General features: G+C 49.7%; 23 protein-coding genes and 1 pseudogene. 10 read left to right on the top strand and 14 right to left on the bottom strand.

Annotated elements, in window-relative coordinates:
- Nucleotides 1–51: 51 nt before the first annotated feature.
- Entirely contained in the window at nucleotides 52–924 is an 873-nt protein-coding gene (locus ACJHX7_RS08850) for a TPM domain-containing protein (RefSeq protein ID WP_022646048.1), read from the bottom strand.
- A 13-nt stretch (nucleotides 925–937) separates the two neighbouring features.
- Nucleotides 938–1,079: pseudogene (locus ACJHX7_RS08845) on the bottom strand (hypothetical protein).
- 138 nt (nucleotides 1,080–1,217) lie between these two features.
- Between ACJHX7_RS08845 and queE the strand changes: the two are divergent.
- Nucleotides 1,218–1,889: a 7-carboxy-7-deazaguanine synthase QueE gene (gene queE, locus ACJHX7_RS08840; RefSeq protein WP_001199974.1), complete on the top strand. Its 672-nt coding sequence runs from the start codon at nucleotides 1,218–1,220 to the stop codon at nucleotides 1,887–1,889.
- Between the two features lie 84 nt (nucleotides 1,890–1,973).
- On the opposite strand, the gene ACJHX7_RS08835 is transcribed toward queE, so the two are convergent.
- From ACJHX7_RS08835 to ACJHX7_RS08805, 7 genes are all read right to left on the bottom strand, one after another.
- Nucleotides 1,974–2,981: a LacI family DNA-binding transcriptional regulator gene (locus ACJHX7_RS08835; RefSeq protein WP_001232705.1), complete on the bottom strand. Its 1,008-nt coding sequence runs from the start codon at nucleotides 2,979–2,981 to the stop codon at nucleotides 1,974–1,976.
- Between the two features lie 25 nt (nucleotides 2,982–3,006).
- The gene (locus tag ACJHX7_RS08830) at nucleotides 3,007–4,416 is read right to left on the bottom strand and encodes a sucrose-6-phosphate hydrolase (RefSeq protein WP_032245922.1); all 1,410 of its coding nucleotides are present in this window, start codon (nucleotides 4,414–4,416) and stop codon (nucleotides 3,007–3,009) included.
- Entirely contained in the window at nucleotides 4,416–5,786 is a 1,371-nt protein-coding gene (locus tag ACJHX7_RS08825) for a sucrose-specific PTS transporter subunit IIBC (protein WP_000344915.1), read from the bottom strand. Before ACJHX7_RS08825 ends, ACJHX7_RS08830 begins: the two co-directional genes overlap by 1 nt.
- 60 nt (nucleotides 5,787–5,846) lie before the next feature.
- On the bottom strand, nucleotides 5,847–7,364 hold the full coding sequence (locus ACJHX7_RS08820; protein WP_000277208.1) for a carbohydrate porin: 1,518 nt from the start codon (nucleotides 7,362–7,364) through the stop codon (nucleotides 5,847–5,849).
- A gap of 167 nt (nucleotides 7,365–7,531) precedes the next feature.
- Complete coding sequence (locus tag ACJHX7_RS08815) at nucleotides 7,532–8,452, bottom strand: aminoimidazole riboside kinase (RefSeq protein WP_094030069.1); 921 nt, start codon at nucleotides 8,450–8,452, stop codon at nucleotides 7,532–7,534.
- Between the two features lie 164 nt (nucleotides 8,453–8,616).
- Nucleotides 8,617–10,095 carry an FGGY-family carbohydrate kinase gene (locus ACJHX7_RS08810; protein ID WP_022646046.1) on the bottom strand — a complete coding sequence of 493 codons (1,479 nt, stop codon included), beginning with the start codon at nucleotides 10,093–10,095 and terminating at the stop codon, nucleotides 8,617–8,619.
- Between the two features lie 26 nt (nucleotides 10,096–10,121).
- On the bottom strand, nucleotides 10,122–11,399 hold the full coding sequence (locus ACJHX7_RS08805) for an MFS transporter (RefSeq protein ID WP_094030068.1): 1,278 nt from the start codon (nucleotides 11,397–11,399) through the stop codon (nucleotides 10,122–10,124).
- A gap of 318 nt (nucleotides 11,400–11,717) precedes the next feature.
- On the opposite strand from ACJHX7_RS08805, the gene ACJHX7_RS08800 reads away from it, so the two are divergent.
- The 5 genes from ACJHX7_RS08800 (at nucleotide 11,718) to ACJHX7_RS08780 (ending at nucleotide 17,072) form a co-directional block, all read left to right on the top strand.
- The gene (locus ACJHX7_RS08800; RefSeq protein WP_000021342.1) at nucleotides 11,718–12,503 is read left to right on the top strand and encodes an SDR family oxidoreductase; all 786 of its coding nucleotides are present in this window, start codon (nucleotides 11,718–11,720) and stop codon (nucleotides 12,501–12,503) included.
- Between the two features lie 69 nt (nucleotides 12,504–12,572).
- The gene (locus ACJHX7_RS08795) at nucleotides 12,573–14,027 is read left to right on the top strand and encodes an FAD-binding oxidoreductase (RefSeq protein WP_000059295.1); all 1,455 of its coding nucleotides are present in this window, start codon (nucleotides 12,573–12,575) and stop codon (nucleotides 14,025–14,027) included.
- 21 nt (nucleotides 14,028–14,048) lie between these two features.
- On the top strand, nucleotides 14,049–15,458 hold the full coding sequence (locus tag ACJHX7_RS08790) for an MFS transporter (protein WP_172837108.1): 1,410 nt from the start codon (nucleotides 14,049–14,051) through the stop codon (nucleotides 15,456–15,458).
- Complete coding sequence (locus ACJHX7_RS08785) at nucleotides 15,436–16,215, top strand: electron transfer flavoprotein subunit beta/FixA family protein (RefSeq protein WP_094030065.1); 780 nt, start codon at nucleotides 15,436–15,438, stop codon at nucleotides 16,213–16,215. Before ACJHX7_RS08790 ends, ACJHX7_RS08785 begins: the two co-directional genes overlap by 23 nt.
- Nucleotides 16,212–17,072, top strand: a complete 861-nt coding sequence (locus ACJHX7_RS08780; RefSeq protein WP_094030064.1) for an electron transfer flavoprotein subunit alpha/FixB family protein — start codon at nucleotides 16,212–16,214, stop codon at nucleotides 17,070–17,072. The genes ACJHX7_RS08785 and ACJHX7_RS08780 overlap by 4 nt, the downstream gene beginning before the upstream one ends.
- A gap of 125 nt (nucleotides 17,073–17,197) precedes the next feature.
- On the opposite strand, the gene ACJHX7_RS08775 is transcribed toward ACJHX7_RS08780, so the two are convergent.
- The 4 genes from ACJHX7_RS08775 to queD all read right to left on the bottom strand — a co-directional run bounded on the left by ACJHX7_RS08775 (nucleotide 17,198) and on the right by queD (nucleotide 19,752).
- On the bottom strand, nucleotides 17,198–17,773 hold the full coding sequence (locus ACJHX7_RS08775; RefSeq protein ID WP_094030063.1) for a glycerol-3-phosphate responsive antiterminator: 576 nt from the start codon (nucleotides 17,771–17,773) through the stop codon (nucleotides 17,198–17,200).
- 16 nt (nucleotides 17,774–17,789) lie between these two features.
- Nucleotides 17,790–18,050: a ferredoxin family protein gene (locus ACJHX7_RS08770; RefSeq protein WP_000109536.1), complete on the bottom strand. Its 261-nt coding sequence runs from the start codon at nucleotides 18,048–18,050 to the stop codon at nucleotides 17,790–17,792.
- Nucleotides 18,041–19,312: an FAD-dependent oxidoreductase gene (locus ACJHX7_RS08765; RefSeq protein ID WP_001361312.1), complete on the bottom strand. Its 1,272-nt coding sequence runs from the start codon at nucleotides 19,310–19,312 to the stop codon at nucleotides 18,041–18,043. Before ACJHX7_RS08765 ends, ACJHX7_RS08770 begins: the two co-directional genes overlap by 10 nt.
- A gap of 77 nt (nucleotides 19,313–19,389) precedes the next feature.
- Nucleotides 19,390–19,752: a 6-carboxytetrahydropterin synthase QueD gene (gene queD / locus ACJHX7_RS08760; protein WP_000108294.1), complete on the bottom strand. Its 363-nt coding sequence runs from the start codon at nucleotides 19,750–19,752 to the stop codon at nucleotides 19,390–19,392.
- 318 nt (nucleotides 19,753–20,070) lie between these two features.
- Between queD and cysJ the strand changes: the two genes are divergently transcribed.
- The 4 genes from cysJ to ACJHX7_RS08740 all read left to right on the top strand — a co-directional run bounded on the left by cysJ (nucleotide 20,071) and on the right by ACJHX7_RS08740 (nucleotide 24,807).
- Nucleotides 20,071–21,870 (top strand): NADPH-dependent assimilatory sulfite reductase flavoprotein subunit, encoded by a 1,800-nt coding sequence (gene cysJ / locus ACJHX7_RS08755; RefSeq protein ID WP_094030062.1) that lies wholly within the window; start codon nucleotides 20,071–20,073, stop codon nucleotides 21,868–21,870.
- Nucleotides 21,870–23,582: an assimilatory sulfite reductase (NADPH) hemoprotein subunit gene (gene cysI, locus ACJHX7_RS08750; RefSeq protein ID WP_001290706.1), complete on the top strand. Its 1,713-nt coding sequence runs from the start codon at nucleotides 21,870–21,872 to the stop codon at nucleotides 23,580–23,582. The genes cysJ and cysI overlap by 1 nt, the downstream gene beginning before the upstream one ends.
- Nucleotides 23,583–23,655: 73 nt before the next feature.
- Nucleotides 23,656–24,390, top strand: a complete 735-nt coding sequence (gene cysH / locus ACJHX7_RS08745; protein ID WP_022646040.1) for a phosphoadenosine phosphosulfate reductase — start codon at nucleotides 23,656–23,658, stop codon at nucleotides 24,388–24,390.
- A 264-nt stretch (nucleotides 24,391–24,654) separates the two neighbouring features.
- A complete protein-coding gene (locus ACJHX7_RS08740; protein ID WP_000956458.1) occupies nucleotides 24,655–24,807 on the top strand; it encodes a Hok/Gef family protein in 153 nt (50 codons plus the stop codon).
- A gap of 125 nt (nucleotides 24,808–24,932) precedes the next feature.
- On the opposite strand, the gene iap is transcribed toward ACJHX7_RS08740, so the two are convergent.
- Entirely contained in the window at nucleotides 24,933–25,970 is a 1,038-nt protein-coding gene (iap, locus tag ACJHX7_RS08735; protein ID WP_094030061.1) for an alkaline phosphatase isozyme conversion aminopeptidase, read from the bottom strand.
- Nucleotides 25,971–26,116 lie beyond the last annotated feature (146 nt).

Here is a 26,116-nt window from a genome sequence, read left to right as displayed (position 1 = left end):
TTATCTGATTTAAAAATGCCAGCCTTCGGGCTGGCATTTTTTATGGTTGAGTTACCAGCGACCGGACGCGCCGCCACCGCCAGAAGAACCGCCCCCGCCGCTAAATCCGCCGCCACTTGAGCCGCCACCGGAACCGCTGTTGTCTGAATGATAACTTCTACCAGATGCTTTTTTCTGAAGTACACATAAACAGGTAAAGACCATAATGGTGGTGAAAGTAAAAAAGAAGAAAAATACAGCAATGGAAAAAGTTTTATCGGAGAACAGGAATAAATCTAAAAGATAGATTGCTGAAATACAGACACTGCTTTTACATGCGCGACAAAAATTACTGCCTTGATGAAAAAACCAGAAAGGGAAGAACATCACTGCAAATACCCAAAAAATAGCAAAGTAGTAATAATCGCTGGAAGACGCTGATTCACTTTCTGAAGGATTAGCCGAATATTGGTGTTGTGAAGTGAGTTGGTTATTCAAAGCGATTATAGCTAACTCTAATCCCTTAGCTAATTTTTGTTGTTTAAATGCGGGTATCATGTTGCTACGGATGATATCTCCAGCCAGAGCATCGGTTACCTTTTCTTCCAGCCCATAACCTACCTGGATGCGGACAGTGCGATCCGACCAGGCAACAATGATCAGTATCCCATCATTGCGTTTGGCATCTCCTAAACGCCAATTGTTAAAAACCCTTGTAGCATATTGTTCAATTGTCTCGTCTTTGGTTGTGGGAATAATTAATACAGCAATTTGTACTTGGGTATTATTGAAAATAGATTCTAACTTCCGCGTCAGTTCTTTCTTTTCTTGTGAGTTTAAGCTACTCGTAAGATCCGTAACTTGTTGCTGTAATTGTGGGACAATAGTTGGTTGGGCTGCAACAAAGGAACACACGAATGTGAATATTAGTATGAAATAGCGCATTATAAATGTCCCATTAAAGCTGGATAAATAAATTGACGGCGGCATCGGTAATTTGAGATTCGTTATAATTAAAAACGAACACAGAAAAAATAAGTATAATTTTGGTGAATGTTTTTGACATGATTAAATCCCTTTACTTTATTTATTTCTGACATAATACGTTACTCCCTTTTATTATTAACGATCTGTTTCTCATTTTTCTTTAAACCTGCCTGTAACAGAATGTTAATAAGACATGATTGTTGTGGCAGGATCTGCAATAATTAACAATTATCCACTTCACAGAGAATGCTATGCAGTACCCGATTAACGAGATGTTCCAGACCCTGCAAGGTGAGGGTTACTTTACCGGCGTCCCCGCTATTTTTATTCGTTTACAGGGATGCCCGGTCGGCTGTGCCTGGTGCGACACCAAACACACATGGGAAAAGCTTGAGGATCGGGAAGTCTCTCTTTTCAGCATTCTGGCGAAGACCAAAGAGAGTGATAAGTGGGGGGCTGCGAGCAGTGAAGATTTGCTGGCTGTCATTGGTCGTCAGGGATACACCGCGCGGCATGTGGTGATTACGGGTGGTGAGCCTTGCATTCATGATTTGCTGCCACTGACTGACCTGCTCGAAAAGAACGGATTTAGCTGCCAGATCGAAACCAGCGGTACTCATGAAGTACGCTGCACGCCGAATACCTGGGTTACCGTATCGCCAAAGCTGAATATGCGCGGCGGCTATGAAGTGTTGTCACAGGCACTGGAGCGAGCCAACGAAATCAAGCATCCAGTGGGACGCGTACGTGATATCGAAGCACTGGATGAATTGCTTGCGACGCTGACCGATGATAAACCGCGAGTCATTGCACTTCAGCCAATTAGCCAGAAGGAAGATGCTACGCGTTTATGTATCGATACCTGCATAGCGCGCAACTGGCGTTTGTCGATGCAGACACATAAATATTTGAATATTGCCTGATTTGATTATTCATCATTAATATTTAACGTTCAGGATGAAAATAATCGCCCCGTTTTACAGGGGCGATGCAAGATAGTGACGGGATTATCGGTAGCGTTTTTGTAGACTGGCTGGAAGATAACGCTGTAATGGGGATGGCGTTTCACCTTCAATCAGTTGCGAAATAAGCTCAAAGCAGTGAAAAGCAAGTTGGCGATTATCCTGTTGTATTGTGTCGATTCTTACCGAAAGTGAATCATACAAGTAATGATCATCAAAACTCGCCAGGTGGATTTTACTGTCGAGTAAATTATATTGGCTCATATAGCGCAGAACGCCTTCCAGTAATCCACAAGCGGCAGTGAATAAGGCTTTAGGGGGACGTCCTAAACGAGCGCATAGCGCGGCAAACATTTCATAGCCTGAGCTCGGATGATAATTACCGTGAATAATCCATTCAGGTTGTAGCGTTACTCCGGCTTGCTGCAAGCCTTGTGTAAATCCTTCCAGTCGATCGCGAGTCGGTGACAAACGGGGTTGTCCCCCCAGAAAATAGAATTCATCCGGGTGACTCCGTGCAATATCTGCCACCAGAGCGGTGGTGGGAGAAACAGAGTCAGTAATGACCAATGGCAATGTGCTGCCGTTCATGTGGCGATCGAACAACACAACAGGTAATTGCTCGCTAAGTTTTTGATAGTCATTATCATGCAGCATACTGGATGCGACGATTAACCCATCAACCTGGCGGGCAATCATATTGTTCACCACCATTGTTTCCTGTGAAGGATTTTCATCAGTACAGGATATGAGGAGTTGGACGCCCGCTTCCCGACACAATGTTTCCAGTTCATGGGAAAATACTGCAAATCCGTAGTTAGTGATTTCAGGAACGACGAGACCAATGGTATGACTGCGGTTGTCCCGTAATGAGCGGGCATGAATGCTGGGCTGATAATGCTGCTGTTGGGCAATACTCAGCACACGCTCACGCGTTTCCTGCGCAACACGTAACTCTTTGCCACGACCATTGAGAACCAGACTGGCGGTTGCTTTCGACACTCCCGCCAGTTCAGCAATGTCTTTAATAGTAACGCGTTTGGTTTTTCTCACGACGAGGATCCGTAATTCAAAACCCTCATTCTACCATGCAGGCGCGTAGCGACCAGTAGCGTAACGTGACGTCAGACTCACCCTGTAATATCAGCGAAGCTGGATGATGGGGAAAATAACGATTACTCATTACACCTTCACCATTATTGATGAATATCTCTACGCTGGAACTGTCACAGAGAATCTTCAGTGACGTTACGCTTCCTCGCCAGTAACGAGTTAGTTTCTCTTGCCCTGCAAGGCTTCTCCTCTGTAGTTGAATACCATCGTCATTAAGATGCAGTGCCAGCGCATTGCCAAAATTCAGATACAGCTCACCCGACGGAATGATGTCCATTTCCAGGCGTTCAATTTCGACATGCGGCGCATGATCTGCTTTTCCTTGCCAGAAGTGTTCAGCTTCACGCAGTTGCGCGAGTTCCCTGATTGGCATCTGAAACAATTTTCCCTTCTGGAATGAGAGTTCGCGAAAACAGGTCATTTGATGCTGCCAATGATGCTTTCTGGTTGGTTGCAACATCTCTTCGCCATCAGGAACCCCCATCCAGCCGACCAGCAATCGTCGCCCGTCCGGGGCTTCCATCGTCTGTGGTGCATAGAATTCAAATCCCGCATCCAGCTCTGAGAAAGCGCCATGCGTAAATTTGCCTGTCTCGTAATCAAACTGTCCATGTAGCCAGGCGCAGGGATAAGTATTCAGATAGCGCTCATGTTCGCGCACCATTCCCTGGGGGCAACAGAGGAGAATGTATTCACCATCAAGGGCGAAAAAATCAGGACATTCCCACATGTATCCTGCGTTATCTATTTCATTCAGACCGTTACCAGCAATTTCTCCATGAAAAGACCAGGTATAGAGATCGACAGAGGAATACAGCAGCACTTTCCCCCGTTTCTCTTTATCTTGCGCGCCAAGCACCATGTACCATTGGCTGTTGTGCTTCCAGACTTTTGGATCACGAACATGTCCGGTGTAACCATCAGGTAACGGTATGACAGGGCCTAGTTTATCAAACCCGCCCTGGTTATTTTCGGTGGCCAGGCATTGCCATGCCGTTCTGCTGCCATCATCAAACTTAACATTACCGGTATAGCAAAGTGTGAGAACGCCCTGATTATTAACCGCGCTTCCTGAGTAACAACCATTACGGTCGTACTCTTTATCGGGCATTAGCGCTAATGGTTCATGCTGCCAGTGCAATAAATCCGTCGAACTCCAGTGCCCCCAACATTTGTACTTATGATCACAAGCCAGTGGATTCCACTGATAAAACAGATGATAGCGGCCTCCAGACCAGCAAAAGCCATTTGGATCGTTCATTAGTCCAGTGACGGGAGCGAGATGCCAACAAGGATAGTGGGCATCTGCCAGTACTTTGGACTGACCTTTCATCACTGCCTGTAAAATCGCGGGCATTTGTGAAGGCATCGACATTACTCCTCGTCCGTTTTGTATTTGAGTAATAAAGAGAGGCTAAAAGCGACAGCGAAAGCAATCACCATTCCAATAATATAATTAACCAACGATGTTGGCTGAACGATTGCCATGCCGGGTATTGCGGTCAGACCAACGGCAGTCATATAAACGTGAACAGAGACAACCCAGGCACCGCCGGCAGCGCCACCAATTAAGGCCGCAATAAAAGGTTTAACAAAACGAAGGTTGATACCAAAAATAGCGGCTTCAGTAATCCCTAACATTGCGGAAAAGGCCGAGGGTAGGGTGATTGCTTTAATTTTTGTATCTTTGGTTTTAAACCATACCGCCAGACATGCACCGCCTTGCGCAACGTTTGCCATTGCCCAAATAGGCAGCAGGAAATTAACACCGATTGCAGGGTTACCTAAAAGTCCTGCTTCAATTGCGTGGAAGCTATGATGAATACCCGTAATAACAATCGCTGAATATAGTCCGCCGAATAACAACCCTGCTAACCAGCCTGCGTGTGCAATCAGCGTGCTGAGAACGAAAGAGATACCGTCACCTAACGCTCGTCCTGCCGGACCAATAATCAAAAGAGCGATAAAGCCAGAAATGACGACAGTCAGAAATGGCGTCAGAATGAGATCCAGAGCATCAGGGATAAACCTGCGTAACTGTTTTTCCACTATGCTCATAAACCATACTGCCAGAAGTACGGGGAAAACCGTTCCCTGATAGCCAATCATGGCGATTTCAAAACCGAAGAAGTTCATTGTCTGAAATCCCGCAGCAACGCCCCAGGCATTTGTGAGTGCCGGGTGAGTCAGAATCCCTCCTAATGTCGCGCCAAGATAAGGATTTCCACCAAATTCACGAGCAGCAGTAAAGCCAATAAGGATGGGGAGAATAATAAATGCGGCTGAACTGCACATATCCAGCAGGATATAAATCGCATTATCGGCATTCACCCAGCCATATGTTTTCACCATTCCCAGAAGCCCCATTAATAAACCAGAAGCAACAATGGCTGGAATGATGGGGACAAAAATATTAGAAAGTAGCCGTGCTATTCGCTGAAAAGGATTGAGTTTTTGAGCGGCGAGTCGAGCGGTATCTGCTTTACTGGATTCGCTAATACCTGCAACCTGAATAAAGGCAGCATAGACTTTATTAACCACGCCGGTGCCAAAGATGATTTGCATTTGCCCTGAATTACGAAAACAACCTTTCACTCCATCAATCTGGCCAATGGCATGTTGATCGGCAAGTGTGTCGTCAACCAGTACCAGCCGTAGGCGAGTGGCGCAATGTGCTGCACTGGTGATGTTCTCCTTACCACCTAATAAAGGAAGCAACGATTGGGCGATTTTATCGAAATCCATATAACCCTCTAATTCATTGTTATTTCAGTAAAAGCCTCACATCCGTGAGGCTGTCTGGTATTAAAACCAGGTTTCCATTTGGACACCAAAATTCCACTCTCCGCCAGTATTGAAACCACTGCTGCCGAAAGCGTCATTGCTGGCAAAATCATCAAGTTTGCTGCTCCAGTCCATCCAGGTGGCAAACAGGCGAAGCTCCGGACGGCTAAAGAAATTATTGATATCGTTAGCTTTTAGAGTTGGAGCAAAGGTGAGTTTATAGAAGCTGCCGTTTACGGCGTTGTGGTTTTGATACCCCTTTGGCTTCAGATCCATATATTGATAGCTACCCTCAAAGGCCAGAGCAAAATTCTGTGTTACCTCTTTGATCAGACGTGTATTGAAGGTCACCCATTCGTAGCTATCGCCTTTGACGTAACGATCTTTACTGCTTTGCGCGAGAATTGCTGGCGCAACATACCAACCGCTTCCCAGAGGTGTTGTGCCGTAAGATGCGAAGCGCCAGGTATTCGCCTCAGACAGCAGAGCGCCATCGGAGCCAATCCCTTTGACTTCCGCACCCAGGCCATGGCCATATAGCAGTGCTGTTTTTGCCGTCCCTTCACGCAGGCCATAGAAAGTGTCATTGTGCAGACCAACTAACGCATGTACGCCAGTATTTGCAGCATCAGTTTGAATGAGATCACCATTGGCATCTTTTCGATCATCATTATCTTTTGCCCGTAATCCGCTAACCATCAACTGGAAGGGGCCTGCATAATGATTCATGGTGAGGATGTAGTTCTGAACGTTATTGTCGATATCATCAAGATCGCCGAAATTACGTCCGTAGAGAGAAAAGTTACTGCGGAATGTATCGTTCCATTTTACGTCATAGATACCGCCGCCCGTTCCCGCTAAAAATACGACATCGGAGTCTAACCAGTGAATATCAAAATTGTCGCGATCAAAGCGTTTACCAGCCCAGACAGTACTGTCTTTGAATGCTCCGGTAAAACTTGGTAATGCGCCCAGTTCGGCAAAGGCCTGTCGGATATTCAGGTTACTGGAGCCGCCAGTCCAGTCGTTGTAATCTCTTTGTCCGTCAGCCAACATTGCTTTAAAGCGTGTGGTCGCACCGTTATCCAGTGTTTGTTTATGTTCTACATTTAACTCGACATAGGTATCGGCTTCATTTCCCAGACGGCCAACAGCTCCACCAGTTTCACCTGCGGGAGTCAGATACGGCCCACTTTTGCTACTGGAAGCGGCATCATTCATCAGTAACCCGGAACGGGCATAGCCATGAAACTCAAAACCACTGTTTTCTGCGGATTTCTGTTCGAGCTGAACTGTTCTCTGTGCTACTTCTTGAGTTGTTAGCTGATTTTGTTGTTGTGTTTCAGCCAGTTTCTGAACCTGTAATTCAGCTGTTTTGGCCCTTGCTTCTGCCGCCTGGGCGCGGGATTCCGCATTTTTTAAACGTTGTTCCAACGCCGCCAGTCGAGATTCGATACTGCTAATATCCGTTTGCGCATGTACCGTTGTAGCACCGGTCAGCAAAGCAATTAACACTGCCAAAGTTGTTTTTTTATACATAATTTGTCGCGTCCCATCAGAGAATTATAAAAATTGCTAAAATGCTAAACCGGTTTAGGTGTTGATAATAAAGCTGACTTTTTAGCCAGAGCAATTATTTTCGCTAAACCGATTTAGTAAATGTGACAGGCACGACAAATCGGGTTACAGATACAATAGCAGGATCACTATTGTGAAGGGAGATCGTGTTGTCGGGGTAAGGCGGTCATCGCGCCTTTAGCCGTGGTCGCCAGAGCACCACAAATCTGAGCTTGTGCAATGATTCGTTCAAGCTGTCTGGTATTTGTTGGTATTCCAGAATCAGCCAGACCTGCAAGTAATCCAGCGACAAAAGCATCTCCTGCCCCGGTCGTATCGACGACAGAAACAGGTTTGGCGGGATAGTGGATAAACTGCCCCTCAAAATACACAAGTACGCCATTTTTTCCTTGTGTAATAAGCAATAAAGTCAACGAATAACGTTGTACTAATGAATATGCGCCTTGCTGAACCTGGCTTTCGCCACTGATGAATAGCAACTCTTCTTCGGACAATTTAGCGATATTCGCCAGCGAAAGTGCGCGATCAAGGTATTTCCTTAATAGCGCTTCACTCTGCCAGAGATCGCTGCGGATATTGGGATCAAAACTGATGTTTCCGCCAGCCTGACGTATTTTCTCCATAGCCAGAAATGCGGTACTTCGGGAAGGTTCTGCACTGAGCGCAATGGAACAAAGATGGAGCCATTCACCCGGCCCAAATGCAGGAAGGTCACCAGGTTGTAAAAAAAGATCGGCACTTGGGCGTACCATAAAGGTAAAGTTTCTTTCTCCTTGCTCATCAAGTCCTACAGCCACAATTGAGGTGCGATGTTGAGGATCAAGAGATATATAACGTGTATCAACATTTTCTGTACTCAGTGTCTGATACATAAAGCGACCGAAAGGATCATCGCCAACTTTGCCAATAAAGGCACTTTTCCCCCCCAGCCTTGCGATACCGACTGCAACATTAGCAGGCGCCCCGCCAGGACACTGTAGTAGTCTCCCCTGGCTTTCAGGTAATAAATCAACAACCGCATCACCGAGTACCCATACTCTTGCGCTCATAAAGGCTCCAATATACTAATTGCTAAACTAATTAAATCGGTTTAGCAATTAAAGCATAAACGCTGCTCAGGAGAGAACAATATTCAGCAGTGGTTACCCGGTATTTTGTGGTGGAAACGTGAATATGCCGGGATTAATCATCTACCCGGCACTGTTTATCTCACTTACGCATTCGACCAGCTCTGGATCGAATCTTCATTCCCCAATTCCCCATGCATCACTTCATACGATTTTTTCAGGATCACATCAGTGTGTTTGGTTAGGTCTTTGAAAATGCCTTTATTCATCGCGTCGTAGCGTTTGGCGTTGCTCTCAACAGGCATAAAGATATCTTTCACGCGAACCATTTTGTCGACAGCCGTTGCGTAATCCGGGTATAGCCCCAGACCTACCGCCGTATTGATCGCTGCCCCCAGACTTGCACAACCATTAATGGCGTTACGGCGTGCCGGAAGGTTGAACACGTCGGCAAAAATCTGCATAAACAGATCGCTGTTCGAACCGCCGCCAGTAATGATCACATGCTTTGCAAAGTGATTCATTTCATTACACATATTGTCGTAATTGTTCTTCAGCGTCAGCGCCACGCTTTCCAGTATCGAACGATATATCCATGCGTAATCCATGCTGGAATCAAAGCCGATCATAATCCCGCGTTTGTATGGTTCCCACGGATTGGTCAGCCAGTCCAGCACCGTCATCAGACCATTACAGCCAGGCGGCACACAAGACGCTTTTTTGTTGAGCAAATCTTCCGGTGAAAGATCCTGTGCTTTGGCATCCTGAATTAACGACTCGCCTAACATGTCGCGCAGCCAGCTCACCGTCCACATGCCTTTGCGAATACCGTAACCTTCATACAGCAATGTTTGCGGAATAGAAGACATAATCGGCCAGTACGCCACCGGATCTTTCGGCAGTGCTTTACCGTTCATCATCAGCGCGATGTAGGTGCCAAGAGAAATCACCGCCGTTTCATCATCCAGTAATCCGGCTCCCAGAGCTTCTACCGGTTTATCACTGGTGGTACAAACAACCGGCAGCCCAGCTGGGAAATGTGTCGCCAGCGCGGCTTGAGGAGTGATATGCCCAAGAACAGTGCCCGGCATTTGCACATCAAACAGCATATGACGGGGGATATTAAACTTCTCCATGACTGCGGCATCTTCACTCCATGCCCAGGTCTTATAATCCACCGGCCACTGACCAAAATAGTTGGCGATATTGTCTTTAAACTCGCCGGTTAAGCGATGCGTCAGATAACCTGAAAAAGAGGTGACATATGCCACGTCAGGATTCGTATGTTCGTAAGGGCGTGTAACGCGTGCATCCTGCCAGCTAATCAACGGCGCAGCTGGCGTGCCATCGGCTTTCAATAACGCACGGCAGCAACGGATGGATCCCAGACCAATACCGACAATATCTTCTTTATTTCCGGCAAACTGACTCATCAAATCGTGACCGGCAAAACATAATGATGCCCATAAATCGTCGTCAGGATGTTCTGCGGTATCGGCATCTGGCGTGTGCATCGGCTGCAATAAGCCTTTGCCTTCGCAAACCACATTACCTTCCAGATCGTACATCACCACTTTTGTGCTCTGACTTCCGCCATCAATCCCTATGATGTATTTTTTCGACATGATTTTTCTCCTGTAATTTTCCTGGCTTACTTGCTGCTAGCCATTGCGGGGGCGCTATCAGCAGTACGAATTTTTTGGAACAGCAAAAAGGTAAAGATGATCACCATGCCAAGCGCCGCCATGCCCATTAGCCACATGTTGCGGTAGGCTTCTGCAGCGGGCAGGGTGTCTTGCCAGTAGCCGATAATCGGGTAAACGAAGACATCCGGCAGGAATCCAATCACCGAACAAATACCTACCGTGGTGCCCATAATGTAAGACGGTGTTCTCGCTTCGCCAGGGCAGGCCCAGTACAGCCCGCGTGAGGCGTAACAGGTGAATCCCAGCAGTAAAATCAGGCCAATCCCCATCGCGACCGATTGCGGGTTAGAGTTCGTGACGAGCAGGGCAGTTAACGCCAGCAAGCCGAGTACGGAAAGGATTTGGATCACGCGGGTAGGGGATTTCACTTTACTGTAGGTGGTGATAATGCCGCCAAGTGGACCACACAGCGCGCGGAATATTTTGTTGATCACAATCCCCATGTAGCTCGCCGCCACCAGCGACATGCCGTACATTTCGGTGAGATAGTTGGTGGAGTAACTCAGAATGGCGTAGATGGTGAAGACACCAAAAATCACCATGCTGCAATACCAGGTGGTGCTGATGCGCAAAACGGCCAGGATGTCGCTAAGCTGGAATGACTGTTTTTCTTCGTTATTGGTATTGCGCAGGTTGTTGTTATCGCTAACAAAAAACCAGCACAGAATCCCCAATAAAATGTAGACCACACTGTAGATGATAATGACCGTTTTCAGGCTGGCGCTGTCATCCGGTGCAAAGCGAGAAAAGACCCACATGGTAAACACCGCCAGCGACATTACACCGACGCCGCGCAGCCCTTCCATCCAGCCCATAATTTTCCCTTGCTCGCTATGATCGCCCAGCAACGATGCGGCTTTAATCGACACCGACCACAGCATTAAAATCGTCGTTATCGCAAAGGCGACCTGAATACAGAGCATTACCCACAGCGGTGGATAAGTTGCCATTAACAGACCCAGTAATCCGGTAATGATCATCGCGGAAGTAATCATTTTGCGATGTGAGAATTTATCGGCAATAACGCCACTGGGCGCATAAAGAATAATAGCTGCAATACCAAAGGTACTCATTATTAAACCTATCTCGGTATTGCTGAATCCCATAAATTTTGCCATGGGAATTTGATAAATATAACGTAAATAAGCCAGGTCGAAACTAACGCCGCCGCTAAAACTAATTATCGCGAGGGTTATCCAACGGCGATATGAGTTGTGTTGCATATCGTATTCCCATTTGTAATAGACAAAAAAAAGAGAAAAGTAAGCCGCCCTTTCAGGTGGATTACTTTTCTCAGGTCTCTAGTAATTGCAATAAGAAATAACATGGAAAGCAGTGGTGTTGTGTGAGAGTAGTCACGCTTCTGCTTTTTAAAATTATTTGATAATACGAATATCACACTGTGATTACGATCACATTAGCGCTTATGCCCTTATGCTAAAAATTATATCCAGTTACCAGAGATAATGAGAAAGGTAACTTCCCTCTCGCGGGGGAAGTTACCTTTCTTTTTTTTTGCCTTACGGAAATTGGAGCTAACTATGTCAATCGAATCTCTCAATGCGTTCTCAATGGATTTTTTCTCCCTGAAAGGTAAAACAGCAATTGTTACTGGTGGGAATAGCGGTTTAGGCCAGGCATTTGCCATGGCGTTGGCCAAAGCTGGCGCAAATGTCTTTATCCCTAGCTTCGTCAAAGATAACGGCGAAACAAAGGAAATGATTGAAAAACAGGGTGTCGAAGTTGATTTTATGCAGGTGGATATCACCGCAGAAGGCGCGCCGCAGAAGATTATCGCTGCCTGCTGTGAGCGCTTCGGTACCGTAGATATTCTGGTTAACAATGCCGGTATTTGTAAGCTGAATAAGGTGCTGGACTTCGGTCGTGCCGACTGGGACCCGATGATTGATGTGAACCTGACCGCCGCATTCGAGTTAAGCTACGAAGCGGCAAAAATTATGATCCCGCAGAAAAGCGGTAAAATTATTAATATCTGTTCATTGTTCTCTTACTTAGGTGGACAATGGTCACCTGCATATTCTGCAACTAAACATGCTCTTGCTGGATTCACCAAAGCTTATTGTGATGAACTAGGTCAATATAATATTCAGGTAAATGGTATTGCTCCAGGTTATTATGCAACAGATATTACGCTGGCGACACGCAGTAATCCTGAAACTAATCAGCGCGTTCTTGATCATATTCCGGCAAACCGTTGGGGCGATACACAGGATTTAATGGGCGCAGCCGTCTTCCTCGCAAGTCCGGCTTCAAATTATGTTAACGGGCATTTATTAGTGGTCGATGGCGGTTATTTAGTGCGCTAATCCATAACGGTGGTTTCTGTTTTCTCTTATTAATGATTATTCCATTTTTATTATCAGGAAGGAATTACTATGTCTTTATCTCGCGCAGCGATTGTCGACCAGCTAAAGGAAATTGTTGGTGCAGATCGCGTAATTACCGATGAAACAGTATTAAAGAAAAACAGTATTGACCGTTTTCGCAAATTTCCGGATATTCATGGCATTTATACTTTGCCGATTCCGGCAGCGGTCGTAAAACTCGGTTCCACAGAACAAGTATCCCGTGTGCTGAATTTTATGAATGCGCACAAAATTAACGGTGTGCCGCGTACCGGTGCTTCCGCCACTGAAGGCGGGCTGGAAACCGTTGTGGAAAACTCGGTGGTGCTCGACGGCTCTGCCATGAATCAAATCATTAATATTGATATTGAGAATATGCAGGCCACGGCGCAATGTGGCGTTCCGCTGGAGGTGCTGGAAAACGCGTTGCGTGAAAAAGGTTACACCACGGGGCATTCACCGCAATCAAAACCGCTGGCGCAGATGGGCGGCCTGGTAGCAACCCGCAGTATCGGGCAGTTCTCCACACTCTACGGCGCAATCGAAGATATGGTCGTTGGTCTGGAAGCGGTACTGGCAGATGGTACCGTCACACGTATTAAAAACGTGCCACGCCGCGCGGCTGGCCCGGACATTCGTCACATCATCATCGGCAACGAAGGTGCACTGTGCTATATCACTGAAGTAACAGTGAAAATCTTTAAATTCACCCCGGAAAACAACCTCTTCTACGGCTATATCCTGGAAGATATGAAAACCGGCTTCAACATCCTGCGTGAAATCATGGTGGAAGGGTATCGTCCGTCGATCGCTCGTTTATATGACGCTGAAGATGGCACCCAACACTTCACCCATTTTGCCGATGGTAAATGCGTGCTTATCTTTATGGCTGAAGGTAACCCTCGCATTGCGAAGGCGACGGGTGAAGGGATTGCTGAAATCGTGGCGCGCTACCCGCAATGCCAGCGCGTGGACAGCAAGCTGATCGAAACCTGGTTTAATCACCTGAACTGGGGGCCGGATAAAGTGGCCGCTGAACGTGTGCAGATCCTCAAAACCGGCAACATGGGCTTTACCACCGAAGTGTCCGGCTGCTGGAGCTGCATTCACGAAATCTACGAAAGCGTTATTAACCGTATTCGTACCGAGTTCCCGCACGCCGACGACATCACCATGCTGGGCGGTCACTCCTCTCATAGCTATCAGAACGGCACCAACATGTACTTCGTCTACGACTACAACGTCGTTGACTGTAAGCCGGAAGAGGAAATCGACAAGTACCACAATCCGCTCAACAAAATCATCTGCGAAGAAACCATTCGTCTCGGCGGTTCGATGGTGCACCACCACGGTATCGGTAAACATCGCGTTCACTGGAGCAAACTGGAACACGGCAGCGCGTGGGCGTTGCTGGAAGGGCTGAAAAAGCAGTTCGATCCTAACGGCATTATGAATACGGGTACTATCTATCCGATTGAAAAATAATGTGTCAGGCAGCGTTCCGCGATGACGGGGCGTTGCCTTTTCGGCTTCTCAGGCGAGAAGCCGTTCTTATTACCGGACAATGAAGGGGTAAAGATGAACACTTCACCGGTGCGAATGGATGATTTACCGCTTAACCGTTTTCACTGTCGAATTGCTGCGCTCACTTTCGGCGCGCACCTGACCGACGGTTATGTTCTCGGCGTCATTGGTTACGCCATTATTCAGCTTACGCCCGCCATGCAACTGACGCCGTTAATGGCGGGAATGATCGGCGGCTCGGCGCTCCTTGGTTTGTTTCTTGGCAGCCTGGTTTTGGGGTGGATCTCCGACCATATCGGGCGGCAAAAAATCTTCACCTTCAGTTTTATGCTGATTACGCTCGCTTCGTTCTTGCAATTTTTTGCCACCACGCCAGAGCATCTTATTGGATTGCGCATTTTGATCGGCATTGGTCTGGGAGGCGATTACTCAGTCGGTCACACCTTGCTGGCTGAATTTTCCCCGCGCCGCCATCGCGGTATTTTGCTGGGCGCATTCAGTGTGGTGTGGACCGTAGGCTATGTGCTGGCAAGTATTGCCGGACATCACTTTATTTCCGAAAGCCCGGAGGCCTGGCGCTGGCTGCTGGCATCAGCGGCGTTACCAGCCTTGCTGATTACGCTGCTACGTTGGGGCACGCCGGAATCGCCACGCTGGCTACTGCGCCAGGGGCGTTTTGCTGAAGCTCACGCTATCGTGCATCGCTACTTTGGTCCCCATGTTTTACTGGGCGATGAAGTGGCAACGGCGACCCATAAACACATCAAAACCTTGTTCTCTTCGCGCTACTGGCGGCGCACAGCGTTTAACAGCGTCTTCTTTGTCTGCCTCGTAATCCCATGGTTTGTGATTTATACCTGGCTGCCAACTATCGCCCAAACTATTGGTCTGGAAGATGCGCTGACAGCTAGCCTGATGCTTAATGCGTTGTTAATTGTGGGCGCGCTGCTGGGATTAGTTCTGACGCACCTGCTGGCACATCGCAAGTTTTTGCTGGGAAGTTTTTTGCTGCTGGTGGCAACGCTGGTAGTAATGGCCTGTTTGCCTTCCGGCAGTTCATTAACGCTGCTGCTTTTTGTTCTCTTCAGCACCACCATTTCAGCAGTCAGTAATCTGGTGGGCATTTTGCCTGCGGAGAGTTTTCCTACTGACATTCGCTCGCTGGGCGTCGGTTTTGCCACCGCCATGAGTCGGTTGGGCGCGGCAGTAAGTACGGGCCTGCTGCCGTGGGTGCTGGCGCAGTGGGGAATGCAAGTCACCTTATTGCTCCTGGCGGCAGTGTTGTTGGTTGGTTTTGTCGTGACCTGGCTATGGGCACCAGAAACCAAAGCACTCCCGCTGGTGGCGGCGGGAAATGTAGGAGGTGCGAATGAACATTCTGTTAGCGTTTAAAGCCGAACCGGATGCCGGAATGCTGGCGGAAAAAGAGTGGCAGGCGGCGGCTCAGGGTAATAGCGGACCGGATGTTTCGCTACTGCGAAGTTTACTCGGTGCTGATGAACAGGCTGCCGCCGCGCTGCTGTTGGCGCAGAGAAAAAACGGTACGCCGATGTCTTTAACCGCGTTGAGCATGGGGGATGAACGGGCGTTGCACTGGCTGCGCTATCTCATGGCTCTTGGGTTTGAGGACGCTGTATTGCTGGAGACGGTGGCAGATCTGCGCTTTGCGCCGGAATTTGTCGCTCGCCATATTGCCGAATGGCAGCGTCAGAATCCGCTGGATCTGATCATTACCGGCTGCCAAAGCAGCGAAGGGCAGAATGGGCAAACGCCATTTTTGCTGGCGGAAATGCTGGGCTGGCCCTGCTTCACCCAGGTGGAGCGTTTTACTCTCGACGCGCCGTTTATCACCCTTGAACAGCGTACTGAAAACGGGCTGCGCTGTTACCGGGTTCGCTTGCCTGCGGTGATTGCCGTGCGTCAGTGTGGTGAAGTGGCCTTGCCAGTACCGGGAATGCGTCAGCGAATGGCTGCGGGGAAAGCAGCAATTATCCGTAAAACTGTTGCTGTCGAATTGCCAGCGATGCAGTGTCTGCATCTGGCAAGAGCAGAGCAACGACGCGGAGCGACGCTGATTGATGGGCAAACGGTAGCAGAAAAAGCGCAAAAGCTATGGCAGAACTATTTACGCCAAAGGATGCAGCCATGAATATCGCAATTGTGACAATAAATCAGGAGAATGCCGCAATAGCGAGCTGGCTGGCGGCGCAGGATTTCAGCGGTTGTACCCTGGCGCACTGGCAGATTGAACCTCAGCCCGTAGTGGCGGAACAGGTGCTGGATGCGTTGGTGGAACAGTGGCAGCGAACGCCTGCGGACGTTGTTCTCTTTCCGCCGGGAACGTTTGGCGATGAACTGTCGACCCGGCTGGCCTGGCGTTTACATGGTGCAAGCATCTGCCAGGTGACTTCGTTAGATATTCCAACCGTAAGCGTGCGCAAATCCCACTGGGGAAATGCGTTGACGGCGACGCTGCAAACAGACAAACGCCCGCTATGCCTTTCGCTGGCGCGTCAGGCGGGAGCAGATAAAAACGCCACGTTGCCCTCTGGGATGCAGCAACTGAACATTGTCCCCGGCGCGCTTCCCGACTGGCTGGTTAGCCTAGAAAACCTGAAAAATGTTACCCGCGACCCATTAGCTGAAGCCAGACGGGTGCTGGTGGTGGGGCAGGGCGGAGAGGCAGATAACCAGGAAATCGCTATGCTGGCAGAAAAGCTGGGAGCCGAAGTGGGCTACAGTCGGGCGCGAGTGATGAACGGTGGCGTTGATGCTGAAAAAGTGATTGGTATTTCCGGACATCTGCTGGCACCTGAGGTGTGTATTGTTGTTGGCGCTTCTGGCGCAGCAGCGTTAATGGCGGGCGTATGCAATAGCAAGTTTGTGGTGGCGATTAATCATGACGCCAGCGCAGCGGTATTTTCACAGGCAGATGTTGGCGTGGTTGATGACTGGAAAGTGGTGCTGGAGGCACTGGTGACAAACATTCACGCAGATTGCCAATAACGACGGTTCTGGGCTGGGGACTTGTAGGCCTGATAAGACGCGTCAAGCGTCGCATCAGGCGCTGAATGTCCGATGTGGCGTGCAGCCTACAAATCACACAAATTCAATTCGTTACGAATATCCCGTCAAAGCAATTTTTTCGCTAATGTCCAGACCCCGGTATTCGTGGTGGAAAGCGCCACGACACCCGCGTTAATCGCATTACGCGCATCTTCTTCATCGCACACCAGCCCGCCAGCAATCAGCGGTTGGCGGATTTTCTCCGTCACCCAGCCCAGCACTTTGGGCATACAGCCAGGCAGGATCTCAATACAATCCGGATTCGATTGCGCAACTTGCTTATCAATGTTGTGAAACGAAATCGAATCAACAATAAACAGGCGATGAATACAGAAAAAACCTTCCGCTCTTGCTGCTTTCAGCATCGATGCTTTCGTGCTGATAATGCCGTCCGCCTCGGTCACCAGTTTCAGAAACTGAATCACCACTTCTTTGTTCGATGCGCCTTCCAGCAAATCGACATGAATAAAGGCATATTTCCCGGCACTTTTAATCTTTTTGACGATATGACTGATGGTGCAGATATTGCCGTACAACACGGAAATAAACTGGCATTCAGAGTCGATTGCCAGTTGCAGGCTGGTATTATCTTTAACGGCAGCAATCACCGGATTCTGGCGGAGCAGGTGTAAGAGGGGCATAAATTATCCTTATTATTTATCCAAAACGGTAGGTGATGCCGAATCCGGAAGGCGGATAGCGCCACTGTTGTAGTGTTGATTCGTCGCACAGCAAACGGCAGGTGCCACACTCCAGGCAGCCGCGATAATCAACGCGTAAGTCACCCTCCGGTGTGAGCGAAAAAAGACCAGCCGGACAAGCGTTAATCAACCGTTGTACCGTCTGGCGCTCAACGGAGTCAGCTGGAACAATGTGCGGCGCATCGGCAACGCGCCAGAGATTACGGGCTACAGACATCGCAGACTCCTGATAACATCGCCCGCCAGATGCCACAGGCCGTGACGACGTAAATGACGCCAGAATAACTGGCGCAGCGGCGGAACAGGTTTATCACCCTGATCCCATAAATCACGGGAAATATCCTGCATTAACGCAGGCCACGCCCGATACCAGCCAGGGCGTTGCAAAAGCGCCGGAACATGCTGATAACGCTGTAGAACATCCCACAGCAGGCTGCGCTCTACGTTGTGATGATAAAGCGCAAACAGATTTTGCGGCTCGCGGTGCTGGCAGGCGCTTATCAGCGTTTGTGCCGCCGCCTGCGCGCCAGTTAGCGCCATATCCATGCCGCGCACGGAAATTCCGGTATTGACGCAACTGCGCAACGCATCGCCCAGCAGCAGCCAGCCGTTACCGGCGTATTGCACCGGCATACTGTGCAAGCCACCTTCTGGCACCAGATGCGCACCATACTCCAGTGATTCCGTGTTTTTGATAAGCGGGCGCACTGCCGGATGCGTTTTAAAGCGAGCCAGCAGCTCGCTTGCCGGAACACGACTTTGCGTAAGTGAAGAGAGCGGGCAAACAATCCCTAACGAGAGCGTTTGTTGATTAGTATAAAGAAATGCGCCGCCGGGTAAGTCATCACAGATCCCGCCGCTGAACAGCAACGCTGCGCCTTCGTTATTCTCCAGATGAAAACGTTCTTCAATAGCGGATGTTTCCAGCGACAGCACTTCTTTGATCCCCAACGCCATCGCTTCGCCAGCAGGACGAGTCACTAACCCGTGACGCTCAGCCAGGACGCTGTTGGCACCTTCTGCCAGCACCACATAACGGGCGCGGAGAATATCGTCACCACAAATGACACCACACACCCTGCCGTTTTCTTCATACAGCGCATCCACCGTCGCACCAGGGATGCATTCGACACCTTCTTTTTCGGCTTCGGCAACCAGCCACGGATCGAACCGTGCACGTAATACACTCCAGGATTCACCGCCGGGCTGTAAGCTGGAAAACGTCGTTGCGCCATCCGGCGTTAACAGGGAAAGGCTTTCGTGAGTGATGCGTCGTTCAAGAGGCGCGGTCAGATGAAATTGTGGGAGGAGTTCCGCGAGCGCCTGGGTATATAAACGCCCGCCGGAAAGATTTTTGCTGCCGGGGATTTCAGCGCGTTCCAGTAACAAAACGGATAAACCCGCTCGCGCGCAGCGTAACGCGCAAGCGGTGCCTGCAATACCGGCACCAATAATAATAATGTCGCAGTCGTCTTCCATGTCATGCCCCAGATATCCAGAACACAACACCCTAACATAGCGTTACTTAAGGGAAATTGACCGCCGACACACTCTTATCATTCGCCGCGATAGATACAACCTGCGGTGCAGGTTTCTTTTACCATCACCGCACTTAACAGCGGCACAACGGGTTTAACCTGATCCCAAATCCATTTTGCTAAAACTTCGCTGGTTGGGTTTTCCAGGCCTGGAATATCATTGAGATAATGGTGATCGAGGCGCTCGTAGGTTGGCTTAAACGCCGCTTTCAGTTCAGCGAAATCGATAATCCAGCCCGTATGCGGATCGACTTCCCCGGTAATTTCCAGTCGCACCATAAAGGAATGCCCGTGCAGGCGACCACATTTATGCCCTTCCGGGACGTGTGGTAAGCGGTGAGCGGCTTCGAAGGTGAAATCTTTAAATAACGTGGTGGACATCATAATTTCTCTACAGGACGATAAAACCGCCGTAGAGTACCGGAAAGGCTGTTTTTTCGCATTATCTAAAACGACTTTGTTGCGCAAAATCGCTGATTTATCTTAATGATTGGCTAAATTCATTTGTTTTTCACTGGGTTGGTTAATCTGTTTTGTTGTTAAAGACTATTGCTAAAACAGGTTAGTCGATTTGGTTATTAGTTATCGCTATCCCGTCTTTAATCCACACCGTTCACCCCGTTAACCTTACCTTCTCTTCTGTTTTATGGGCGCTGACAGGGCGCAGAAACAGCTTTGCTTACTGGAACATAACGACGCATGACGACACAGGTCCCACCTTCCGCGTTGCTTCCGTTGAACCCGGAGCAACTGGCACGCCTTCAGGCGGCCACGACCGATTTAACTCCCACCCAGCTTGCCTGGGTTTCTGGCTATTTCTGGGGCGTGCTCAACCAGCAGCCTGCTGCGCTTGCAGCGACGCCAGCGCCCGCCGCAGAAATGCCGGGTATAACTATTATCTCCGCCTCGCAAACCGGCAATGCGCGCCGGGTTGCTGAAGCATTACGCGATGATTTATTGGCAGCAAAACTGAACGTTAAGCTGGTGAACGCGGGCGACTATAAATTCAAACAAATCGCCAGCGAAAAACTGCTTATCGTGGTGACGTCAACGCAAGGAGAAGGGGAACCGCCGGAAGAAGCCGTCGCGCTGCATAAGTTCCTGTTCTCCAAAAAAGCGCCGAAGCTGGAAAATACCTCTTTTGCCGTGTTTAGCCTCGGCGATAGTTCTTATGAATTTTTCTGCCAGTCCGGGAAAGATTTTGACAGTAAGCTGGCGGAACTGGGCGGTGAACGCCTGCTCGACCGTGTCGATGCCGACGTTGAATACCAGGCTGCTGCCAGCGAGTGGCGCGCCCGCGTGGTTGATGCGCTTAAATCGCGTGCGCCTGTCGCGGCACCTTCGCAATCCGTCGCTACTGGCACGGTAAATGAAATCCACACCAGCCCGTATAGCAAAGACGCGCCGCTGGTGGCGAGCCTCTCTGTTAATCAGAAAATTACCGGGCGTAACTCTGAAAAAGACGTTCGTCACATTGAAATTGACTTAGGTGACTCGGGCCTGCGTTACCAGCCGGGTGACGCGCTGGGTGTCTGGTATCAGAACGATCCGGCACTGGTGAAAGAACTTGTCGAACTGCTGTGGCTGAAAGGCGATGAACCTGTCACCGTCGAGGGCAAAACGTTGCCTCTGAACGAAGCGCTACAGTGGCACTTCGAACTGACCGTCAACACCGCCAACATTGTTGAGAACTATGCCACGCTTACCCGCAGCGAAACGCTGCTGCCGCTGGTGGGCGATAAAGCGAAGTTACAGCATTACGCCGCGACCACGCCGATTGTCGACATGGTGCGTTTCTCTCCGGCGCAACTGGATGCCGAAGCGCTGATTAATCTGCTGCGCCCGCTGACCCCGCGCCTGTATTCCATCGCCTCCTCGCAGGCGGAAGTCGAGAACGAAGTACACGTCACCGTTGGCGTGGTGCGTTACGACGTGGAAGGCCGCGCCCGTGCCGGTGGTGCCTCCAGCTTCCTCGCGGACCGCGTGGAAGAAGAGGGCGAAGTCCGCGTATTTATCGAACATAACGACAACTTCCGCCTGCCAGCCAACCCAGAAACCCCGGTGATTATGATTGGCCCAGGCACCGGCATCGCGCCGTTCCGCGCCTTTATGCAGCAGCGCGCCGCTGACGAAGCGCCGGGTAAAAACTGGTTGTTCTTTGGCAACCCGCACTTTACGGAAGATTTCCTCTACCAGGTGGAATGGCAGCGCTACGTCAAAGAGGGCGTGCTGACGCGTATCGATCTTGCCTGGTCGCGCGATCAAAAAGAAAAAATTTACGTACAAGACAAACTGCGCGAACAGGGCGCAGAGCTGTGGCGCTGGATCAATGACGGTGCCCACATTTATGTCTGCGGCGACGCTAATCGCATGGCGAAAGACGTTGAGCAGGCACTTCTGGAAGTGATTGCCGAATTTGGTGGCATGGACACCGAAGCGGCGGATGAATTTTTAAGTGAGCTGCGCGTAGAGCGCCGTTATCAGCGAGATGTCTACTAATGAGCGAAAAACATCCAGGGCCTTTAGTGGTCGAAGGAAAACTGACAGACGCCGAGCGCATGAAGCTTGAAAGCAACTACCTGCGCGGCACCATTGCGGAAGATTTAAACGACGGCCTGACCGGCGGCTTTAAGGGCGACAACTTCCTGCTGATCCGCTTCCACGGCATGTATCAGCAGGATGACCGCGACATCCGCGCCGAACGTGCTGAACAGAAGCTGGAGCCGCGCCACGCGATGCTGTTGCGCTGTCGTCTGCCGGGTGGGGTGATTACCACCAAACAGTGGCAGGCGATCGATAAATTTGCCGGTGAAAACACCATCTATGGCAGCATTCGCCTGACCAACCGCCAGACGTTTCAGTTCCACGGCATTCTGAAAAAGAACGTCAAACCGGTGCACCAGATGCTGCACTCGGTGGGTCTTGATGCGCTGGCGACTGCTAACGACATGAACCGTAACGTACTCTGCACCTCGAACCCTTACGAGTCGCAGCTGCACGCGGAAGCCTATGAATGGGCTAAGAAAATATCTGAACATCTGCTGCCGCGTACCCGCGCGTATGCGGAGATCTGGCTCGATCAGGAAAAAGTCGCCACCACCGATGAAGAACCGATCCTTGGTCAGACCTACCTGCCGCGTAAGTTCAAAACCACGGTAGTGATCCCGCCGCAGAACGATATCGATCTGCACGCCAACGACATGAACTTCGTGGCGATCGCCGAAAACGGCAAGCTGGTGGGCTTTAACCTGCTGGTGGGCGGTGGGCTTTCCATCGAACATGGCAACAAGAAAACCTACGCCCGCACGGCGAGTGAGTTTGGCTATCTGCCGCTGGAGCATACGCTAGCGGTGGCGGAAGCCGTCGTGACAACTCAGCGTGACTGGGGTAACCGAACCGATCGTAAAAATGCCAAAACCAAATACACGCTGGAGCGCGTGGGGGTTGAGACGTTTAAAGCGGAAGTGGAGCGTCGCGCGGGGATCAAATTTGAACCGATCCGTCCGTATGAGTTCACCGGACGCGGCGATCGTATTGGTTGGGTTAAGGGCATTGATGATAACTGGCACCTGACGCTATTTATCGAAAATGGTCGTATCCTGGATTACCCTGGCCGTCCGCTGAAAACTGGCTTATTGGAGATCGCGAAGATCCACAAAGGTGATTTCCGCATTACGGCGAACCAGAATCTGATCATCGCCGGTGTGCCGGAAAGCGAGAAAGCGAAGATCGAGAAGATCGCCAAAGAGAGCGGGTTAATGAATGCCGTCACGCCGCAGCGTGAAAACTCAATGGCCTGCGTGTCATTCCCGACTTGCCCGCTGGCGATGGCCGAAGCCGAGCGTTTCCTGCCGTCTTTTATCGACAACATCGATAATTTAATGGCGAAACATGGTGTCAGCGATGAGCATATCGTGATGCGTGTAACAGGCTGCCCGAACGGTTGTGGTCGCGCGATGCTGGCGGAAGTGGGCCTGGTGGGTAAAGCGCCGGGTCGTTACAACCTGCATCTTGGCGGCAACCGCATTGGGACACGTATCCCACGGATGTATAAAGAAAACATCACCGAACCGGAAATCCTGGCGTCGCTTGATGAACTGATAGGGCGCTGGGCGAAAGAGCGCGAAGCGGGTGAAGGCTTCGGCGACTTTACGGTGCGTGCGGGCATCATTCGCCCGGTGCTCGATCCGGCGCGCGATTTGTGGGATTAACCATCAGCCCGGTCTTGTAGGCCTGATAAGACGCGTGAGCGTCGCATCAGGCAAGGCAAACAGTGAGGAATCTATGTCCAAACTCGATCTAAACGCCCTGAACGAACTGCCGAAGGTAGATCGCATTCTGGCGCTGGCGGAAACTAACGCCGAACTGGAAAAACTGGACGCTGAAGGCCGCGTTGCCTGGGCGCTGGATAATCTGCCCGGTGAATATGTACTTTCTTCCAGCTTTGGCATTCAGGCGGCGGTGAGCCTGCATCTGGTGAATCAGATTCACCCGGATATTCCGGTGATCCTCACCGATACCGGCTACCTGTTCCCGGAAACCTACCGCTTTATTGACGAGTTAACGGACAAACTCAAACTCAACCTGAAAGTGTACCGCGCTACCGAAAGCGCCGCCTGGCAGGAAGCACGTTACGGAAAACTATGGGAGCAGGGCGTTGAAGGCATTGAAAAGTACAATGACATCAACAAAGTCGAACCGATGAACCGGGCGCTGAAAGAACTAAACGCGCAAACGTGGTTTGCTGGCCTGCGCCGTGAACAATCCGGCAGCCGCGCCAATTTACCGGTGCTGGCAATTCAGCGTGGCGTATTTAAAGTGCTGCCGATTATCGACTGGAATAACCGAACGATATATCAGTACCTGCAAAAACATGGCCTGAAATATCACCCATTATGGGACGAAGGATATTTATCGGTCGGTGATACCCATACAACCCGTAAATGGGAACCCGGCATGGCGGAAGAAGAAACGCGTTTCTTTGGCTTGAAAAGGGAATGTGGATTACACGAAGGGTAAATATTGCTGCTTAAATTAAACGCCTCTGTCTGAAAAGATGGGGGCGTTTTTATTTTGCGAGCAGGATTCCTGATTTTAAACGTGAACGCCGCAGGAAGAATCAACAGGCATAGAATGGCGTTGGGTGCTTGAGGCTGTCTGGCGTTAAGCATTCGCGAGGTTCCAGATGGACAAAAGCCCCAGGCGATATTTCTATCAACCTGAGGCCAGCGTTCGAACCTAAGCAATTCGGATGTTAGTCTCTTCTTTGCAGGGAGGCAAGACATGCTGACAAAATATGCCCTTGTGGCAATCATCGTACTGTGTTGTACAGTACTGGGATTCACGTTGATGGTAGGCGACTCGTTGTGTGAGTTGAGTATCAGAGAACGTGGTATGGAGTTTAAGGCAGTTCTCGCTTACGAATCGAAGAAGTAGCCACCACGCGGGGTAAAACCCCGCGTACTGAATTGTGATTGTTTGGCCTCCTGCACCCCTTTTTTATACTCTGTTTCTGGTGGCATTGATTTCCTGCAGGCAAGGGAGTAATCATTTCAAACCCATTAAGATGCCTTCGCCAGCTCCTTCACCAACGGTAGCATTATCCGCATAACATCACGGCAGCGACGTTCTATTCTTCCTGGAAGTGCCTTATCAATATGCTGTTGATTATCCAGTCTTACGTCATGCCAGCTATTTCCTGCAGGGAATGCGGCTGTTTTTGCGCGTTGCTGATAACCATCCTTATTCCCAAGATTCCAGTTTGTCGCTTCCACCGAAAGTACAGCAATGCCCGCTTTGTCGAATATTTCTGCGTCATTACAACACCCAGTGCCTTTCGGATAGTTTTTATTCAAACCTGGATTTGTGGTGGCGGCAATTCCATGACTACGCGCAATTGCCAGTGCCCTGTCGCGCGTTAATTTCCTTACTGCTTCAGGGGTTTTTACACCACTGTTGAAATACAATTTATCGCCAACAATTAAGTTATCGAGATTAATCACCAGCAGCGTATTTTTCTTTTCGGTGTCACTCATCCGCTTGAGTAAATTCTCAGCACCTAATTTCCCTTCCTCTTCACCACTGGTCGCCACAAATCGAATACCATACTCGGTAGGCGTATTTTTCAGGCGTTCTGCCAATTCCAGCATGACACCTAAACCTGCGGCGTTATCATCCATTCCTTGTAACGTCAGTCCGCCGAGATTGGCATCTGCGTCAGCATCGCTCAGCGGGGCGTAAGTATCCAGATGCGCCATAATGATGATCTGCTGCGGCGCTTTGCCTTCATGAGCGGCAATCACCGTACTTCCCGTCACGTTATGCCAGCTCTTGCGATTATCGCGGGCGGTATAAATATACCGACTATTAAATGTCCGAATATCACTGCGATAACCCATTTGCTGAAACTGTTGGCGAATATAATCGGCAGATAACATTTCTGCTGGAGTTCCGGTCATGCGTCCCGGAAAGAAAGTAGCAATATGTCGTGCCTGAGTATTGGCAATATCTCCAGGTCTTACAGTGGCAGCCTGGACAGGGAGGATAAAGCATACGCCGAGCGCCAGGGCAGCGGTACGGTGGCGCAATGCGGAAAACATAGTGAGTCCTTAAATACCATGCAAATTTTTTTACCGCCATAGTATGAAACTGCCGCTGCGCTAAAACAATTTCAAATCTTCCTAAACGCCCGAAATCCGGTGCCTTAAGCACTTTTTGATATTAGCTTTGCCAAATCGTTATTCCG

Source organism: Escherichia sp. WS1451 (assembly GCF_046487365.1).
In the GTDB taxonomy this organism is placed as follows: Bacteria; Pseudomonadota; Gammaproteobacteria; order Enterobacterales; family Enterobacteriaceae; genus Escherichia; species Escherichia coli.
The sequence above is the reverse complement of the archived record's forward strand: the minus strand, read 5'-3'. Positions and strand labels throughout refer to the sequence as shown.